The organism is Streptomyces sp. V4I2, from assembly GCF_030817655.1.
GTDB classification, from domain to species: Bacteria; Actinomycetota; Actinomycetes; order Streptomycetales; family Streptomycetaceae; genus Streptomyces; species Streptomyces plumbiresistens.
The window spans coordinates 241,660-256,972 of sequence record NZ_JAUSZM010000003.1 but is presented as its reverse complement, the minus strand read 5'-3'; the positions used below and the strand labels follow the sequence as shown (position 1 = coordinate 256,972).

The window sequence follows — 15,313 nt, the reverse complement described above, 5'->3', positions numbered from 1 at the left end:
CAATTTCTGCAGGTCAGGCCGCCTTGGCGGGCTGGGGTTCGTAGAAGGTGCCGTCGCGGAGCATCGCGAAGAGGACATCGGCCCGGCGTCGGGCGAGGCAGAGCAGGGCTTGGGTGTGGTGCTTGCCCTGGGCGATTTTCTTGTCGTAGTAGGCCCGGGATACCGGGTCGCCGAGGGCGGCGAAGGCGGAGAGGAAGAAGGCTCGCTTGAGCTGCTTGTTTCCCCTCCGGGACGGCTGTTCGCCACGGATCGAGGAGCCCGAACTGCGGGTCGCGGGTGCGAGTCCTGCGTAGGCGGCGAGGTGGCCGGCGGTCGGGAAGGTGCTGCCGTCGCCGACTTCGATCAGGATGCGGGCTCCGGTCCTGACGCCGACTCCCGGCATGGACGTCAGGACCTTGGAAAGAGGGTGGGCCTCCAGGAGTTCCTCGATCCGCCCGGCCAGCAGCTTGCGCTGGTCGAGCACGGCGGTGAGGGAGTTGGCCAGGCTCGGGACGATCAGCGCGGCCGCCTCGGTCCCCGGAACGGTGACGGTCTGCTCGTCCAGGGCGGCGAAGATGTCCTCGACCAGCCGCTCTGCCATCCTCGGGGCCTTCGGCCGTAACAGCGTGACTAGCCTTCGGCGGCCGGCCTTGCGGATCTGGGCGGGTGACCCGAACCGCTCCAGCAGGGTCAGGACGGCCGGGTGCTGCAGCCGCGGCCCCAGTACCCGCTCCAGCGACGGATGGATCTGGGTCAGCAGGCCGTGCAGCCGGTTCGCCACCCTGGTGGCCTCGCCGGCCAGGTCGTCGTCGAACCCGACGATCATCTCCAGTTCGGCGATCGTCTCGTCCTGGCCGTCGATCGCCCGGAGCGTGTGGGGCATTGCGCGGGCGGCGTCCGCGATGATGAACGCGTCCTTCGCGTCGGTCTTGGCCTCGCCGGGATAGAGGTCGGCGATCCGCCGCATCGTCAGCCCCGGAAGATAGGCGACAGGGCAGCCCATGTCCCTCGCGACCGCCAGCGGCAGGGCCCCGATCGATGCCGGCCACGACCAGCACCGTTCCGTGCTTGGCCTGGAGTTTCGCGAAGAGCTCGCGGAGTTTGGGTTCGGTGTTGGGCAGGCGTTTGTCGAAGGCTTTCTTGCCGGCCGGGGTGACGGCGGTGGCGTGGTGTTCGCCCTTGCCGACGTCCAGGCCGAGGAAGACGTCGATGTCGCCGGTGTCGATCACGTGCAGGCCCCTCCATCACGCTTTCGTCCGGCCTTGCCTGGGCACCGAGCTGCCACATCCACGTTACGGAGAGCTCTTCCGGCTCGGGTGAAGCCGGTGCTCAAGCCCCTCATCAGCGGTCCGTCGATGCCTCCGGGCCCGGTGACACCACCCCCCGGATCATCAACAACAAGGGGGGGAAGTCATGCCGGACCCGAAGGCCGGAGGCCCCGTTGCGGAGCCACGAAAAAGGTAACGGGGGGGCAGCCGAGGGCCGCTCGGTGAGCAGTGGGACGTGCGGAACGAAGCCGAGGCGGCGCGCAAACTGCCTCGGCTGAGCGCGATGTTTCCCCTGCGGCCGCTGGCCCAGTAGGGGCGGCGGCGCGAGGAATCAGGTCAGCGTTTCGGCAAGGGTGTCGACGGACAGACGATGCCATTCGTGGCTGCAACCGTCGGAGCAGTAGCGCTCCCGTCGACGTCCGTCGGCGACGGCCAGCACCGCGATCAGTAGCCGGAATGACTTGAGGCGCTCGTCGTGGGGGGTGAGGCTGACGATCTTCCCGAGTTGCTGGTCGATCCGCCCTCGTGCGATCAGAACCGCCGGTGTGTGCGTGGCGCGAAGTCCGGCACGTCGGATACTTTCCGGACCGTCCTCGGTGGTGGCGCGGGCCTGAATGCAGAAATGTGACAGGAGGCGCAAGGTGGTGGACTGCTCTTCAGCGGAGAGGCTCTCGAACCACTCGATGCCCTGTGACATCGGCCGAAGCTCCTGGGCGAGCTCGTTGAGAGTGACGTACGGATCAGCCATTCGCATGCCCCCGTTGCGCTCGGATCGCCGTCGTCCATGGTGCTGCGATGTGGAAAGCCCCGAACCCGCCCTCACCGCTTCGGATCTGCACGTGGTGATGTGCTGTGCGATGTGCACCTTTACCTGTACGCCGTGCTGAGCTGCACTGTTGATGGGGAGTCGAACCCCCGCGTTGCTCTTCACGCGCCAGGAGTGGGCTGGAAAACCGCCGGCCCTCGGTGTGTGCACGCCTCCGAAGCTGCTACCTGCTCCACATCGTCCCCGCCTGCTGGACTACTCAGTCCAGCAGATCCACCTCCCAGTTCGTACGCTGGATCCGCACATCGACCTCGCGGATCTCCCGCGCGAGAACATCCGCCTGACCGCGCAGTTCCGCGACCGGAAGCGCGGAAAGCATCATCAGCTCGGATCGGAGTTGCCGGCCGTATCCCCGCTCGCCGCTACCCGCCGCCGCGTCCGCCGCCGCAGTGACCACAGAGTGACGCAACCGCAGGACATCCCGGCGTGCGAGGGCATCGGTGAGCGTGCCGTCGGGACCCATCTCCACGGTGGCATTGGTCCGGTTGATCCGCCGGATCAACGTTTCCAGAGCGCTCAGCACTTCACCGGCCTCAGCCAACAACTGGGCGGCATCCTCAGCGGGCACCTCCCCCTCTTGGTACCGCGCACTGCTGACGACGCGCGCTCGCAACTGTTCTACACGGCGCGTCGCTTCCGCACGTTCTGCCAGAGCCTCAGCAAGCTTCACTGTCTCCCCCTCCCCCTCCATGAGCTCGCACGAGTATACGAGTGCGAACCAGCTCGTATCCTCGAGGTCGACAACGAGGCCGCCGCGCGGTGACCACACGTCCCTGCACCCGATCGCCTTCATCGCCCTCACGCTGCTTGACCGTGCCATCCAAGCTGCCCAGAAGGCGGGTTGGGACGTCTGCGTGATTCTCAGACGCCGGTCGCGCATGACGGATATGCGGAGCCGTCACCGAACCACAGCAGAGCAGCGGATTAATGACTGTTCCGGATGGACGACACCGTAGGGAGGACACTCGGGTCCATGGGGATGAGCGTGGGTGCGGACCCGAAGACACAAAAGGCGGCGCTGGAGGGTGTCATGCCGTGGCTGGCCCCGGCCGGCCTGGCGGTGGAGGCTCTGGCGAAGCTGGACCGGCCGCTGCTGGCCTGGATGCGGGATCCCGAGTTCCACCTGTTCGACTCGGCAGCCCACTACACGGAGTACGAGGAGGAACCCGGCGGCCTGTCGCGCCTGGAAAAGAAGATCGCGAAGCTGCCGCCGCGCCCGGAGTGGGCGATGGAACGGGTCTGGACGCCGGACGCGGAGTCCGGCGAGGCGTACGAGGCGGCGTACGAAAAGGCGTGTGTGACGATCGGCGGGCACCTGCTGCATCCCCGCGACTTCGACGCTTACACCGCCATCGCCTACAAGCTCGCCGATCTCACCGACCGGGACGGCGACTTCGACCCCGACGACCTGGAGAACGAGGCAGATCTGGTCCGCGGAGACCTGGAGGCCGCACTGTCCTGGGCGGCTGCCGGAGTGTGTGTCCTGCAGCAGTCGCTGCCCTACCCCTTCCGCGATGTCCTGCCGTATGGCGACACCGACAACCGTCCTGCCCATAGGCTCGTGTTCGCCTACGCCAGCCTGCTGCGGCTGAAGAACCCGCGCCAGTCCGCTGCCTGGTTCACGGCGATGGTCTACTTCAGCCCGATGGACAACATGGGTGCCCGCTTCTTCACCCCGGGAAGATCCTCCACCCCTGTCCGGTGAGCACTTCGACCGTCCTGGTCGCCGAAGAGGTCAGCGACCGCATCCGCGCCAGGTTCGGGCCCGGCACGATCGGCCCGTAGCCACGCGGCTGCGGGGCTCCCCGATAGTCCGGCGCTGTGGCGGATGCGGCGGTCCCGCCCGGGGAGAGGGCGCGCGAGGACGCCCTCATGACCTGTACCCGCCTCTTTCCGGCCGTGGGGTCCGCAGAACCTGGAGCGGGTAGATCCTCGGGATGGCGAAGAAGAAGACGAAGAGAACGACAGCCAAGAGGACGGCGACGGCAGGTTCCTTAACGGGGTCGGTCCGGTTGACGCGCAGGCAGTTACTGGACGGTGTGCCGGGGCCCGACGACGTGCGGATCGGGTTCGCGAGACCGGGGGAGGCCGCCGTGGTGAACACGCTGCTGAAGGAGGCCGCCGACGATCTGGAGGCTGGCCATCTTGAAGCACTCGCTCGCGGGGAGTGCGGGACTTGGCTGGTGGACGCCCTCGCGGGCACCGATCCCGGGGAGCGGCTCGTGAGGGCGGCGGCAGCCGGGGAGCTCCAGCGGGCGGCGGGCGAACTGTCCCTGCCGCTGGTCGCGCGGGACGGCGACGGCCAGGTCGTCGGCGCGCTGCTGGGAGTTCCCTCAGGCACAGTCCTCTCCGGGCTCGCCCGGATGCCGGTCGCCAAGCAGCAAATCCTGATGTCGATGCTGGTGTACGCGAAGATCAAAGCGGTCGCCGTGTCCGAGGACGTCCGCGGTCGCGGAATCGGGGCCGCGTTGATCGCACGGTGCGTGCAGGTGTACTGGCAGCTGGACTACACGCTGCTGTTCGGCGAGTTCGACACGACGCGCACCCTGGGGCCCTACTACTCGCGGCAGGGCTTCAGCGTCCTGCGGCCCGGGGAGGGCATCGACGTCGGCACCCTGCTCACCGGTGTCCCGCTTCATCTCGGTGCCGGACCGGGACTGACCTTTTTCCACCAGTGGCGGACCCAGGACACATGAGAGCTCCGGCGGCATCAGAGTGTGGGCGCGAGCGTGGACACGGCGCAAGCTCACCGAATTTCCTCAACCTGACGGCGTGACCGACACCTCGTTCTGGCAGCAGGCCCTCTCCGGGGGAGACCCGGAACCCGGCAAGCCCAAGCTCGCCTGGCCCGGCCCGGCGGAAGACCAGACGGCCAAGAGCATGCGCGGAGGACTGGCACCGTTGGCCGGCGCGCTGAACAACCTCGCGACCGGACTGAACCTCACAGTCAGGAACGTCGCGACGCACACTCGCGATGAGCTGACCGAACAGGAGGGCATGGAGCGGCTGGCCGCCTACAGCTACTTCGCCCGGCTGCTTGATCAGTGCGAGATTCGGCGAGCAGAGGAACCCGAAGGCACATGAGCCGTTGCTGGCGGTCGCCGCTTCCCGTCAAGTGGAGCACGACCAGGTCGCGCAGAGCCTCAACGTGTAGGGGGTCGGCGAACCGGGTGTCGGCGCGCACGGCCTCGAAGGCAGCGGGAGTGCGCCTCTCCACAGAGCTCCACAGACCTCGGCAGAGGGGGAGTCGAACGCAACGAAGGTGTCGGCCCAGCCGCATGCCCGTGTGCTCTTCAAGGGCCCTTTGTTCGCCGCGGGTTGCGCTGATCAGACGTTGACGCCGAACGACTGGGCGATGCTGCGCAGTCCCAAGGGCGTCCCCTTGCCGATGGCTTGGAAGTCCCACGTCGTGCCATGCCGATAGAGCTCGCCGAAGACGATCGCGGTATTGCTGGCGCCGGGATCCGCCGCGAGGTTGTAGCGCGCGATCTCCTGACCATCCGCCTGGTTGAGGACCCGGATTTGGGAGTGCAGAAACCCGAAGGACTGCAGGCGAGTTTCGGCGTCATAGATCGACAACGTAAAGACGATCCTTTCGACGGCGGCAGGAATCGCTACGAGGTTGACCGTGATCTCTTCGATGTGGCCTTCACCGGTGCGGTCGCCGGTGTGCTCGACGGAACCGTCCGGGCTCTGAAGGTTGTTGAAGAACACGAAGTCCTGGTCGCTGGCAACCATGCCCTCCGCGTTCAGCAGCAGCGCGCAGGCGTCCATGTCCACGTTCAAGTCGAGATCAGATACGGCTGCGTGCCAACCCAAACCGACGGTGACTGCAGTCAGGCCCGGCGCCTGCTTGGTCAGAGATACGGCGTCGCCCTTGCTGAGGGGCCCCCGTAGGCCGACGTCCTCATCTCGTCATCGGCTTCGCGGCGCACCCGGGTACGGCAGTACTTCCGACATGCTCGATGCACACAGCCAGATCCGCGACCTGAGGTGCCAGCGGCCGCCGCAGACCCTCAAACTGTTCAGGCCATCGGGAGTCGTAGTCGCCGACCACGATCATGTCAGTCATGCTGGCAGTCTCGCAGGACCGCCAGGCCCCTCGAATCGTTCCGAGAGCCGCGGCTATCGCGTACCGAGTCGTAAGGGCTTGCCGGGAATCAACGTGTTGCTTCCCGTTCCGGGGATCGTTGTTGTGGTATGCGCATTTCGGATGAGACTCGTGATCAACTTGCCGTGAAGTTCGCGGTGTTGCTCCCGCACCTGGACGGGTTCTGGCACACCGGTGCGCGGTGGAAGTGGCCGGTGTCCGGGTGGAGCTCCAGCTGCTCGTCGGTCGGGCGCAGCTAGCGGGTCGGGATGGTGTGGACGACCGTGGCGGGGAAGGTGAGGGCCTCCCCGTCAGCGTCGGTGACGGTGCCGGTGATCTCGTACTGCTGGCCCTCGGCGAGGTCGAGGGCGGCAGCCTGCTCGGCGGTCAGGCGCAGGGCGACGCGGCCGGCTGGGACGTCCCGGGTGACGACCACTGTGTCGGGCTGCTCGCCGAAGCCGGTCGCGGTCACGGTGATGCGCCGCCCGCGGACGAGGTACAGCTGCATGTCCGTCCGCCGCCGGTCGGCGCCCGCGCCCGCAGGCCGCGCCGGGAGCCGCTGGGGGATGTTTGAAAGGAAGCGCCGCAACGCGCGCCTCCCCGTTGCACCTTGCGTGGCAGTCTTCGTAGAGAGTTTCGGCTGCCAGCTGGCCGGCTTGTCCGGCGGGAGGCGCGTCTGGCAGGTCATCGTTGCCGATTGCCAGGCAGAGTTTAGCTTTGTCGGCCGGAGTCGCCTTGCTGCTCGGCCGGCCTCCACTCGTGGGCGCGGCTCCGTCCTGCCCTGACGGGCCGGACGCCGCGAGGTCATGGCCTTCCGGCGGTGTGCACCGGGCAGCGTGGCCAGGGCCGCGGCCGTGCCGATGAGGACGGCCGCCGGGGCCGTCACTCGGCGGCTCTGATTGACTGTCCGTCAGTCGGGTAGGGAGGGGCGGCACATGGACTGGTTCCGGCGCGGGAAACGGTACGAACGGGCCCAAGCTGCCGCAGCGGCCGCCCGGGCGGCGGAGTGGGGCGGCGGCCCGGAGGGGGAGGCGCTGGCCGACCTCCACACCTTCCGGGACGAGGTCCTGGCGCTCACCGCCCTCCCCCCGGACGTCGAAATCCTGCTGTCGGACCTGGCCGTCGGCTGGGAGGACGTCACGCCGGAGCGCCCCGCCCTGACCGTCCTGCCGATGATGGAACGCCGGGGACTCGTCGCCTTGCCCCGGGGCGGCGACGGACTGCGGCGGATCACGTTCCCCGGACGGCTGCACGCCCTCATCTCCTCCCACCGCACCCCGGAGGAGATCCGCGCCGGGCACCGCCGCGTCCTCGCCCGGGCCGTCACCCTGCCGCCGGAGGGCGGCCACTGGTGGCAGCTGCCGGTCGCCGAGACCTACCTCTGGCACCACCTGCCCTGGCACATCGCCGCCCACGACCGCGCCGCCGCCGGACGACTGGTCCAAAACCCCCGCTGGCAGGCCGCGAAGGTCAGGGTCTGCGGCGTGGCCGCACTCCGCGCGGACCTGGCGATGTTCGACACCCCCGAGATCGACGCGGCCCGCCGGGCCGTGGACCGCGTCGCCCACCGCCTGGAGCGCCGCGCCTGCCCGGACCCGGTTCTCCGGGCCGGGCTGCTGCTCGACGCCCTGGCCGGCGAGGCCGTCCTGCGGGCGGAGGCCGACCACCTCCGGCAGGAGCTGCGGGAGGAGGCCCCGGGTCGCGTCGCCACCGACCTGACGTCAGCCCTGGTGGGCGTGCTGCCGTCCCCGTCGTACGTCAAGGACGTCGCCCTGGCGGCGGACGGCAGCTGGCTGGTGACGGCCTCGGGCCACAAGGCCAGCCGGATCCACGACGTCGCCGACCGGAGCGTGCGGCACGTCCTGGGCCCGACCGAGGGGATCCACGAGGTGTGCGCGATCACGCCGGACGGCAGCCGGGTCATCACCGGGGACTATGACGCCGCCCGCTGGTGGGACGCCGCCACCGGCCGGCACCTGCGGTCGGTCGACGGCTGGACCACCCAACTCGCCCTCGACCCAGGCGGTGCCTGGGTCGCCACCGACACCTCGCCCCGCCCCGCGGTCATCGACAGCACGACCTACGCGATCAGACGGCTCGGGAAGAAGTCGGACCCTCGCGCCCCCGTCAGCGCCATGGCCTGCTCCCCGGACGGCCGGACCGTCGCCGTCGGCGACGTGAACGGGCGGATCCGGCTGTGGGACCCCGTCTCCGGCAAACTGCAGGCCGAACTCCCCACGTCACCGGGGGCCGTCTACCGCCTGGCCTTCGCCCCCGACGGCAGCTGGCTGGCCACCGTCACCCTGGACGGGGTCCGGATCCTGGGTCTGCCCGGCGGCCAGGAGCGCCTGCACATCCCGGGCTCGCACCGGTTCGCCGTCGGTGACGGCGGCCGCTGGCTCGCCGTCCCGGGGGACACCGTCCGCATCCACCGGACCGACACCGGCGAACTGCTCGGCGAGTTCACCCCGGACCGCCGCGGCAGGGCCCACCAGGTGCGGACCTCGCCCGACGGCCGGTACCTGGCCACCTGGCACCTGAGCAGCGCCTCCATCCTTGTCTGGGACGCCCGACGGCTCGTCCGCTGACACACAGGGACAGCGCAGGAGAGCCGCCCGGCGCCGGCCCTTCACGCCCGCCATCGAGACCCTCCGCAGCCCGATCCCCGCTCCCCGGCACCCGCAGCCGCCCCGACGGCCCGATCCACATCGCCGTCCAAGTACACCGCGGCGACGAGTGGGACATCCTCACCGGCAGCCCCGTCCCGGACGGCCAACTCGAGGACTACTCAGGTTGAAATCGTAGTGGCGGGTGGGGCTGACCTGGGTCTATCAGGAATTACGTGTGATTCGTCTGATTGGCCTACGGGTTGTTCGGTGGGCTGATTGGCCTACACTCGTCCGGCGGTAAGGCGGCCGTCGAAGAGGACGTCGAACTCGTTGAGGGCGGACTTCCAGCGGTTGTTCCAGCGCTGGCGGCCGCGGCCGGTGGGGTCGACAGCGAGGGTGGCGAGGTAGAGGCGCTTGAGGGCGGCCTGCTCGTTGGGGAAGTGCCCGCAGGCCCGGGCCGCACGACGGTAGCGGGCATTGAGTGACTCGATGGCATTGGTCGTGTAGACGACCTGCCGGATGGCGTCGGGCAGGCCGAGGAAGGGCACGAACTCGCTCCAGGCCCGCTGCCAGGTCCCGGCGATCGACGGATACCGTTTGCCCCACGTGGCGTCGAAGTCGGCCAGCCGTTGCCGGGCCTCGTCCTCGTTGACGGCGGTGTAGACGGGCTTGAGGTCGCGGGCGACCTCGGCCCAGTCGCGGCGCGAGGCATAGCGCAGGCTGGCACGGATGAGGTGGACCACGCAGGTCTGCACCACGGCGGCCGGCCAGACGGTGTTCACCGCATCGGGCAGGGCACTGAGTCCGTCGCAGACCAGCATCAGCACATCGCGGACCCCTCTGTTCTTGATCTCGGTCAGGACGGTGGTCCAGTACTTGGCGCCCTCCCCGCCGTCGCCGGCCCACAGGCCGAGGATCTCCCGGTAGCCGTCGGCGGTGACCGCGATGGCCACGTAGACGACTCTGCTGGTCAATTCACGGGTTCGGGGAGGGTGGCCTGAGGCGGGCGAAGTGGGAGACGCGGGTTGGTCCGAGCGGGATACCGGTCTGCCAGGCGTCGACACGGACGAGATTGATCGCGCAGGCGGTCAGGACGTGTTGCAGGTGGGTCTTGCGGAGTCCGATGTAGCGGGTGCGGCGCATTCCGCAGCGCAGGACGCCCTGCGAGATAGTGCCCTCGATCCCGGCCCGGTGTTTGTAGCGTTCCTGCCATTCCGGGGTGATCTGTGCAGCCCGGGCCTTCACCAGGGCCTCGTGCGTCTCACGGGGGTGGAAACTCATGCCGCGGGCCGGGGAGTTGGTGCAGTCGGCTCGGACCGGGCAGGGCCCGCAGTCCTTGCGGGAGAAGGCGGTCTCGATCACGTTGTAGCCGCCGCGGACGGCGGGATGCCAGCGCATGCTCTTCGCCCCACGAGGGCAGGTGACCTGCTCGTTCTCCCAGTCGATGGTGAAGTGGGGCAGGTCGAAGCCCTTGTTCTCCTTGGTCTGACGGGTAGTGGGGGTGTGCACCGGGCGCAGCAGTTCGATGCCGTACTCGCGAGGGGAGTCGACCATCAGGTCGGCGCTCGTGTAGCCGGTGTCGACGAGGTGGACATCGGGCAGCAACTCGCGCTGGTCGAGGCCGGCGTGGACATCGGCGGTGGCCTCCACGTCCGTGGTCGTGCTGTGGGTGGTGGCCACGTAGGTGACGATGTGCGGGGCGTCGGGCTCGCAGTTCTCGGTGAGATGGATCTTGTATCCGGTCCAGCGGGCCTCCCGCTTGACCGAGGCACGAGCCTCGGGATCAAAAGGGGAACGGATCAGCACCCGGCCCGGTGGGAGTTCTTTGTCCCTGCGCCACAGGATCTTGCCGTCCTCCCGCAGGAAGTGCTGGACCCAGACCTGACGGAGGATCTTCAGACGAGGGATCTCGCGCAGCCATTCCGGCGCCTGAGCTGCCCATACGGCTTCGAGCAGGAGGAACCCGTCCGTGCCGACCGTCACCGCGTACTCGGTGCGTGCGGCATCGCCCACGGGGAGACGAAAGGCATCGACACGGCGTTCGTAACGGTCGTACCACTCGGCAGGGGCCAGGGCCTCCAGCCACTCCGGGGCCGTGATCGCCAGGGCCTCCAACGCGGCCCGCAGGGTTTCGGTGATCAATTCGAGACGGTTCAGCGTACGCACCGCTGCCAGCACCCGTGTCGAGTCGGTGCGCGCCCGTCCGCCGGCCTTGAGCAGGTCGTGCTCGCGAAGCTTCTCCAGCATCAGGTTCAGCAGCCGCTCGCTGTCCTGGTCCTCCACCAGCCGGGACCGGAACTCGCAGAGCACGGAATGATCGAAACCAGGGTCCTCGAGCTCCATGGCCAGGGCGTACTTCCAGTCCACCCGGGCCCGGACCGCATCGGCGGCCTGCCGGTCAGTGAGGTTCTCGGCGAACTGCAGTACCGAGACCATGGCCAACCGGGCGGGCGAGAGCGCCGGGTGCCCCCGTTTGGCGAACAGATCGGCCAGATCACCATCGCTGAAGAGCTCACCGATGGCGTCTCGTGTCCGGATCGCGAGCGACCCGTGCGGGAACGCGGCCCGCGCCACCCGGGCAGTCAGTTCTGGAATCTCACGCATCTTCCTCGGCCACAGACACATCGGGAACCCCTCCTCCGGATCCCCGCGCTCAACTCCTCAGCACCAGACTGCCAGTTGACGACCGTCGACACCGCTCTACGTCGTGAATTGACCAGCAGAGTCGTAGACGGGCCGGTTGGCGACATGCCCGTCTCTGATCTTGGTTCTGTCGACGATCTTGTTACTCGGGTGGTTGAGGCTCACCGTGTGAGCAGGACGCGTTTGCGAAGGAGATCGAGGCTGGCCCTGCCGAACATCTGGCGTTTCAGCATTTTCAGCCGGTTGATGTTGCCCTCGACGGCGCCGGAACTGTGCGGCAGAGACAGCCCGTTGCGGGCCGCGTCGAAGTCGCGGCGGAGGTTGCGGGCGAAGCCCGCAAGCGGAGCCAGACTGTCCCGTTCGACGTCGGTGATCCACTCTTCGAGGCGGTCGCCGTGGCGGCCGGTCATCATCGCGGCGAACTTCCTGACGTGAAGAGTGAGCCGGTCGAGTTCGGGATCGCGCTGACGCAGCCGGTGCAGTTTGTCGGCATGCTCGTCCCGCAGGTGCTCGGGGTGGGTCATGATCCAGGAGGTGACCTCGCGGACCGATGGAGGCTTCGGTCCCGGGTCGGGTGCGTGTCCGCGCCCGGTCCGGTAGCGCCGCAGATGCCGCTGAACAGCCAACTCGCCACCGGGATAGCCGAGTTGTTTGATCTCGCGGTAGAGCTGGGCGGCGTTCCTGACGCCCTCATTCCAGCGCCGGTGCAAGTAGCCGACGTACGGGTCGACGACATGCGCTCGTTGAAGGTTCTTGGCCACGACATCGTCGGCGGAGCGGGCGTTGACCAGTTTGCGGACGGTGGCCTGGTGCAGCCCGAGCTTCCGGCCGATCGCCGCCTTCGACATCCCCTGCTGCCACAGCTCGTGGACGGCAGCGTGCTGCTCGCGCAGCCGGATTACGATCCTCAGCTCTTTCGGCGGCTGGACCACCTCGGGCTCCACCTCCACGTGGTCGGGGCTGGAGGTCGAGCCGGGAGGCGTTTCGGCCAGGCGGGAGCGATGGGCGTTGACCGTCTTCTCCACCGCCTGGCCGAGGTTGGCCCACAGGTGATAGCGATCCGCGACCTGTTCGGCCTGCGGCGCCCCGACCCGAGCGCCCTCCGAGTAACCGCTGGAACGGTCCCGGCAAATGACCCTCACCTCGGGGTGATCGCGGAGCCAGGCGGCCAGGTCCTCACCTTCACGGCCGTCGTAGAGGTGCAGCGGCCGGTGGGTGGCCATGTCGATCAATACCGTGCCGTAGTGGCGGCCCTTACGGAAGGCGAAGTCGTCGACGCCGAGGATCTCCACCTTGCCGATCTCTGGCTCGGGCAGGGCCCTGACCAGCCGCAACAGCGTGTCCTTACCTACAGTGAGGCCGACCGCGGCCGCCAGTCGGGTTCCTGCCCGGCCGGCCAGGGCCAGCCCGATCTGCGTCAACACCCCGCGCAGCAGCGGGGTATGCCGACTGTGCGGGGTGGTCAGTCCCGAGACCTGTTCGGCGAACGTCACCGCCGAGCAGGCAGGGTTCTCGCAGCGGAAGCGGCGCACGCATAACTCGATCACGACACCGAGCCCGCCCACGGCGACATCACGCAGCCTGCGTACGTACCGGCCATGCACCCGGGCCGAGCTCTGGCCGCACCGACAAGAACCAGTCGCCGCCCGCACCCGCGTTCTCAGCACTAGCTGGTCCGGTCGCCGCTCGACCTCCTCGATCAGCAACGCGGACAGGTACGGAAACAGCTCCAAGAGCACATCACGAGAGCACGCAATGCGCGATCGCGAACAGGCGAAGCAACATGCTCAGCCGTCCGGATCGCTGAGTAGGCCCGGAGCGCGGTGCCGGGATTGCTCCCGGTCCGTTTCTCCGGACCTCTCGCCGAACCCGCCGTGCGCCTCTCAACGCAACGGGCTCTCCCCGGTCTCTGCCGTCAGGTGTGGTTGATACCGGCCCAGGGGTTGGGGATCCTCGACGCCCGGTAGCGGTAACGGGTAACCGTCACCGTCTCAAGGTCGAAGAGTTCGATCCCGTCCGCATGTGGGCGACGCCAGCCCCCGTGGGGGTTGGCGAGCCACCGGCGAACGTCCTTCCATCTCCAGCGATGCAGAGCTCTCAGCCACCGGACCACCCGCCACCAGACGAAGTACTCCAGTTTGCTGAAGGTGTGTTTCGCTACTGCGTGCTTGAAGTAGTTGGCCCAGCCGCGCATGATCTGGTTGAGCCGGATCAGCACGTCCCTGGGAGGGTGTTGCGACGTCCTGTGCGTCAGGGCACGGATCTTCGCCTTCAACGACCGGAGGGGCCGGTCGGCGATGAAGGTGTAGACGTACCACTTGTCGCTGGTTCCCTGCTTGCGGCGCCACTGGATGCGGAACCCCAAGAAGTCGAACCCGTCGCTCATGTGCACGATGCGGGTCTTGGCCGGTGACAGCCGAAGACCCAAGGGCTCCAGCACATGAGCGATGTCTTCGCGCAGCGTTTCGACGTCGTCGCGGGTGCCGTGCACGAGGACGACGAAGTCGTCCGCGTAACGAACGACCCGCCACCTGGGCAGGCCCAGGTACCGACGCCGGTCCCGCCGGGAGCCGGTGCTCAGCTCCCCGCCGCTCTTCCACGGCCCGTGCAGGTGCTCATCGAGCGCCGACAGGACGATGTTGAAGATCAGCGGTGAGAGGATCCCGCCTTGCGGGGTGCCGGTGTGGGTGTCCCGATACTGGCCGTCCTCGGTGAGGACACCAGCCTTCAAGAACGCCTTGACCAGCTCCAGTACGCGCTTGTCCTTGACTCTGGCCCGCACCGCGTCCATGACGGAGCGGTGCGAGACGTTGTCGAAGGCCGCCTCGATATCCGCGTCCAGCACCCATCGGTAGCCTCGGGTGCCGAAGTAATGGATCTCGGCGATCGCGTCCTGGGCCCGCCGGGCGGGACGGAACCCGTAGGAGACCGGCTCGAAGTCGGCCTCGAAGATGGGCTCCAGCACCAGTTTCAGTGCCGCCTGGACCAGGCGGTCCTCCACCCGGGGAATCCCGAGCTTGCGGACCTTCCCCGAGCCGCCAGGCTTGGGGATCTTGCGCTCGCGTGCCGGCATCGGGCTCCAGGCCCGTGCCTTGAGACGCTCACGCACCTCGGCCAGGAAGACGGGGACGCCGATCTCGGACTCGATCCAGACGACCGTACGGCCGTCCACGCCGGGAGTCCGCGCTCCCTGATTACCCGCGACCCGGTCCCACGCGATGCGCAGGGTGGCCGGGTCGTGCACGAAGTTGAACAGGTCGTCGAACCTGCGGCCCGGTTCGGCCGCCGCCCAACGGTGAAGCTTGGCCTGCATCTCCGATACCCGCTGACGAGGCCCCAGTTCGGGGTCCGTCGACGGAGCACCGCCGTTCGGCGGCGCGTCTTCCGGCATTGCAGCATCCTTCCCTTCTCGAAACCGCTGCCGCCCTTCCCCATGTGACCGGCTTTCCCGGCCTCGGAGTACTACGGCGGCTCCGCCCCGTCACGGACCGATCAGTCGTCGGTGGACTCAGCCCCATCACCACCACCGGGCGCGGCGTGCGGGGCGAGGACCGGGACGGTTCCCGTGTTCACTGTGGTTCGCTCGATGAAGGAGGAGCCCGACTGTGTCCCTGTGGCATCGCCGCGAGTACGCCGCAGACCTTCCCCACGGCCTCCCGGGCAGCTCTTGAATACCGCCCCAGGAGTTCACCGGATCACCCGAAAGGGCGACCCGGATACGCGCCACACCCGGCCCAGATCCACCAGGTTCGAGCCGGTGTCGCTTTAAGAGACGTAAAAAAAACGCCGGTTCCTCGCGTACTCCTCTCCATCACGCTCGCCGGACCCGCACCATCTGGCAGTACTGGCACGTCCCGGCTTTGTCAGGGCTGCTTCCTGCCCTCCCCGGCACCACCCG

General features: G+C 68.3%; 11 protein-coding genes and 3 pseudogenes. 4 read left to right on the top strand and 10 right to left on the bottom strand.

The window, feature by feature from the left end; all coding sequences use genetic code 11:
• Positions 1-13 precede the first annotated feature (13 nt).
• From QFZ76_RS01840 to QFZ76_RS01830, 3 genes and pseudogenes are all read right to left on the bottom strand, one after another.
• Positions 14-1,208 (bottom strand): annotated as a pseudogene (locus tag QFZ76_RS01840) (IS110 family transposase).
• Between the two features lie 370 nt (positions 1,209-1,578).
• Positions 1,579-1,995: a DUF5958 family protein gene (locus QFZ76_RS01835; RefSeq protein ID WP_307679899.1), complete on the bottom strand. Its 417-nt coding sequence runs from the start codon at positions 1,993-1,995 to the stop codon at positions 1,579-1,581.
• A gap of 277 nt (positions 1,996-2,272) precedes the next feature.
• Positions 2,273-2,743, bottom strand: a complete 471-nt coding sequence (locus QFZ76_RS01830; protein ID WP_307679898.1) for a DIP1984 family protein — start codon at positions 2,741-2,743, stop codon at positions 2,273-2,275.
• Between the two features lie 303 nt (positions 2,744-3,046).
• On the opposite strand from QFZ76_RS01830, the gene QFZ76_RS01825 reads away from it, so the two are divergent.
• The 3 genes from QFZ76_RS01825 (at position 3,047) to QFZ76_RS01815 (ending at position 5,157) form a co-directional block, all read left to right on the top strand.
• Positions 3,047-3,778: a hypothetical protein gene (locus tag QFZ76_RS01825; protein WP_307672024.1), complete on the top strand. Its 732-nt coding sequence runs from the start codon at positions 3,047-3,049 to the stop codon at positions 3,776-3,778.
• A 388-nt stretch (positions 3,779-4,166) separates the two neighbouring features.
• Positions 4,167-4,769 carry a GNAT family N-acetyltransferase gene (locus tag QFZ76_RS01820; RefSeq protein ID WP_307672023.1) on the top strand — a complete coding sequence of 201 codons (603 nt, stop codon included), beginning with the start codon at positions 4,167-4,169 and terminating at the stop codon, positions 4,767-4,769.
• A gap of 19 nt (positions 4,770-4,788) precedes the next feature.
• Positions 4,789-5,157, top strand: a complete 369-nt coding sequence (locus QFZ76_RS01815) for a TIGR02391 family protein (protein WP_307672022.1) — start codon at positions 4,789-4,791, stop codon at positions 5,155-5,157.
• A gap of 243 nt (positions 5,158-5,400) precedes the next feature.
• On the opposite strand, the pseudogene QFZ76_RS01810 reads toward QFZ76_RS01815, so the two are convergent.
• From QFZ76_RS01810 to QFZ76_RS01805, 3 genes and pseudogenes are all read right to left on the bottom strand, one after another.
• Positions 5,401-5,958: pseudogene (locus QFZ76_RS01810) on the bottom strand (TerD family protein); the annotation flags it as partial.
• Positions 5,959-5,980: 22 nt separating this feature from the next.
• Positions 5,981-6,136 carry a GrpB family protein gene (locus tag QFZ76_RS51605; RefSeq protein WP_373464493.1) on the bottom strand — a complete coding sequence of 52 codons (156 nt, stop codon included), beginning with the start codon at positions 6,134-6,136 and terminating at the stop codon, positions 5,981-5,983.
• Positions 6,137-6,419: 283 nt separating this feature from the next.
• Entirely contained in the window at positions 6,420-6,671 is a 252-nt protein-coding gene (locus tag QFZ76_RS01805; protein WP_307672021.1) for a hypothetical protein, read from the bottom strand.
• A 427-nt stretch (positions 6,672-7,098) separates the two neighbouring features.
• Between QFZ76_RS01805 and QFZ76_RS01800 the strand changes: the two genes are divergently transcribed.
• The gene (locus tag QFZ76_RS01800) at positions 7,099-8,751 is read left to right on the top strand and encodes a WD40 repeat domain-containing protein (protein ID WP_307672020.1); all 1,653 of its coding nucleotides are present in this window, start codon (positions 7,099-7,101) and stop codon (positions 8,749-8,751) included.
• A 302-nt stretch (positions 8,752-9,053) separates the two neighbouring features.
• Here the strand turns inward: QFZ76_RS01800 and QFZ76_RS01795 are convergent.
• The 4 genes and pseudogenes from QFZ76_RS01795 to ltrA all read right to left on the bottom strand — a co-directional run.
• A pseudogene (locus tag QFZ76_RS01795) lies at positions 9,054-9,758 on the bottom strand (IS256 family transposase); the annotation flags it as partial.
• The gene (locus tag QFZ76_RS01790) at positions 9,748-11,397 is read right to left on the bottom strand and encodes an IS1182 family transposase (RefSeq protein WP_373464245.1); all 1,650 of its coding nucleotides are present in this window, start codon (positions 11,395-11,397) and stop codon (positions 9,748-9,750) included. The pseudogene QFZ76_RS01795 and the gene QFZ76_RS01790, both read right to left, overlap by 11 nt.
• Positions 11,398-11,576: 179 nt before the next feature.
• Positions 11,577-13,154: an ISL3 family transposase gene (locus tag QFZ76_RS01785; protein ID WP_307672017.1), complete on the bottom strand. Its 1,578-nt coding sequence runs from the start codon at positions 13,152-13,154 to the stop codon at positions 11,577-11,579.
• Between the two features lie 176 nt (positions 13,155-13,330).
• Complete coding sequence (gene ltrA / locus QFZ76_RS01780; RefSeq protein ID WP_307671949.1) at positions 13,331-14,806, bottom strand: group II intron reverse transcriptase/maturase; 1,476 nt, start codon at positions 14,804-14,806, stop codon at positions 13,331-13,333.
• Between the last annotated feature and the right edge of the window lie 507 nt (positions 14,807-15,313).

Coding starts and splice junctions, on each gene's coding strand:
- QFZ76_RS01835 (WP_307679899.1), bottom strand. CDS start 1,995: ATGGCTGATCCGTACGTCACTCTCAACGAGCTCGCCCAGGAGCTTCGG.
- QFZ76_RS01825 (WP_307672024.1), top strand. CDS start 3,047: ATGGGGATGAGCGTGGGTGCGGACCCGAAGACACAAAAGGCGGCGCTG.
- QFZ76_RS51605 (WP_373464493.1), bottom strand. CDS start 6,136: ATGATCGTGGTCGGCGACTACGACTCCCGATGGCCTGAACAGTTTGAG.
- QFZ76_RS01805 (WP_307672021.1), bottom strand. CDS start 6,671: ATGCAGCTGTACCTCGTCCGCGGGCGGCGCATCACCGTGACCGCGACC.
- QFZ76_RS01800 (WP_307672020.1), top strand. CDS start 7,099: ATGGACTGGTTCCGGCGCGGGAAACGGTACGAACGGGCCCAAGCTGCC.
- QFZ76_RS01790 (WP_373464245.1), bottom strand. CDS start 11,397: ATGTGTCTGTGGCCGAGGAAGATGCGTGAGATTCCAGAACTGACTGCC.
- ltrA (WP_307671949.1), bottom strand. CDS start 14,806: ATGCCGGAAGACGCGCCGCCGAACGGCGGTGCTCCGTCGACGGACCCC.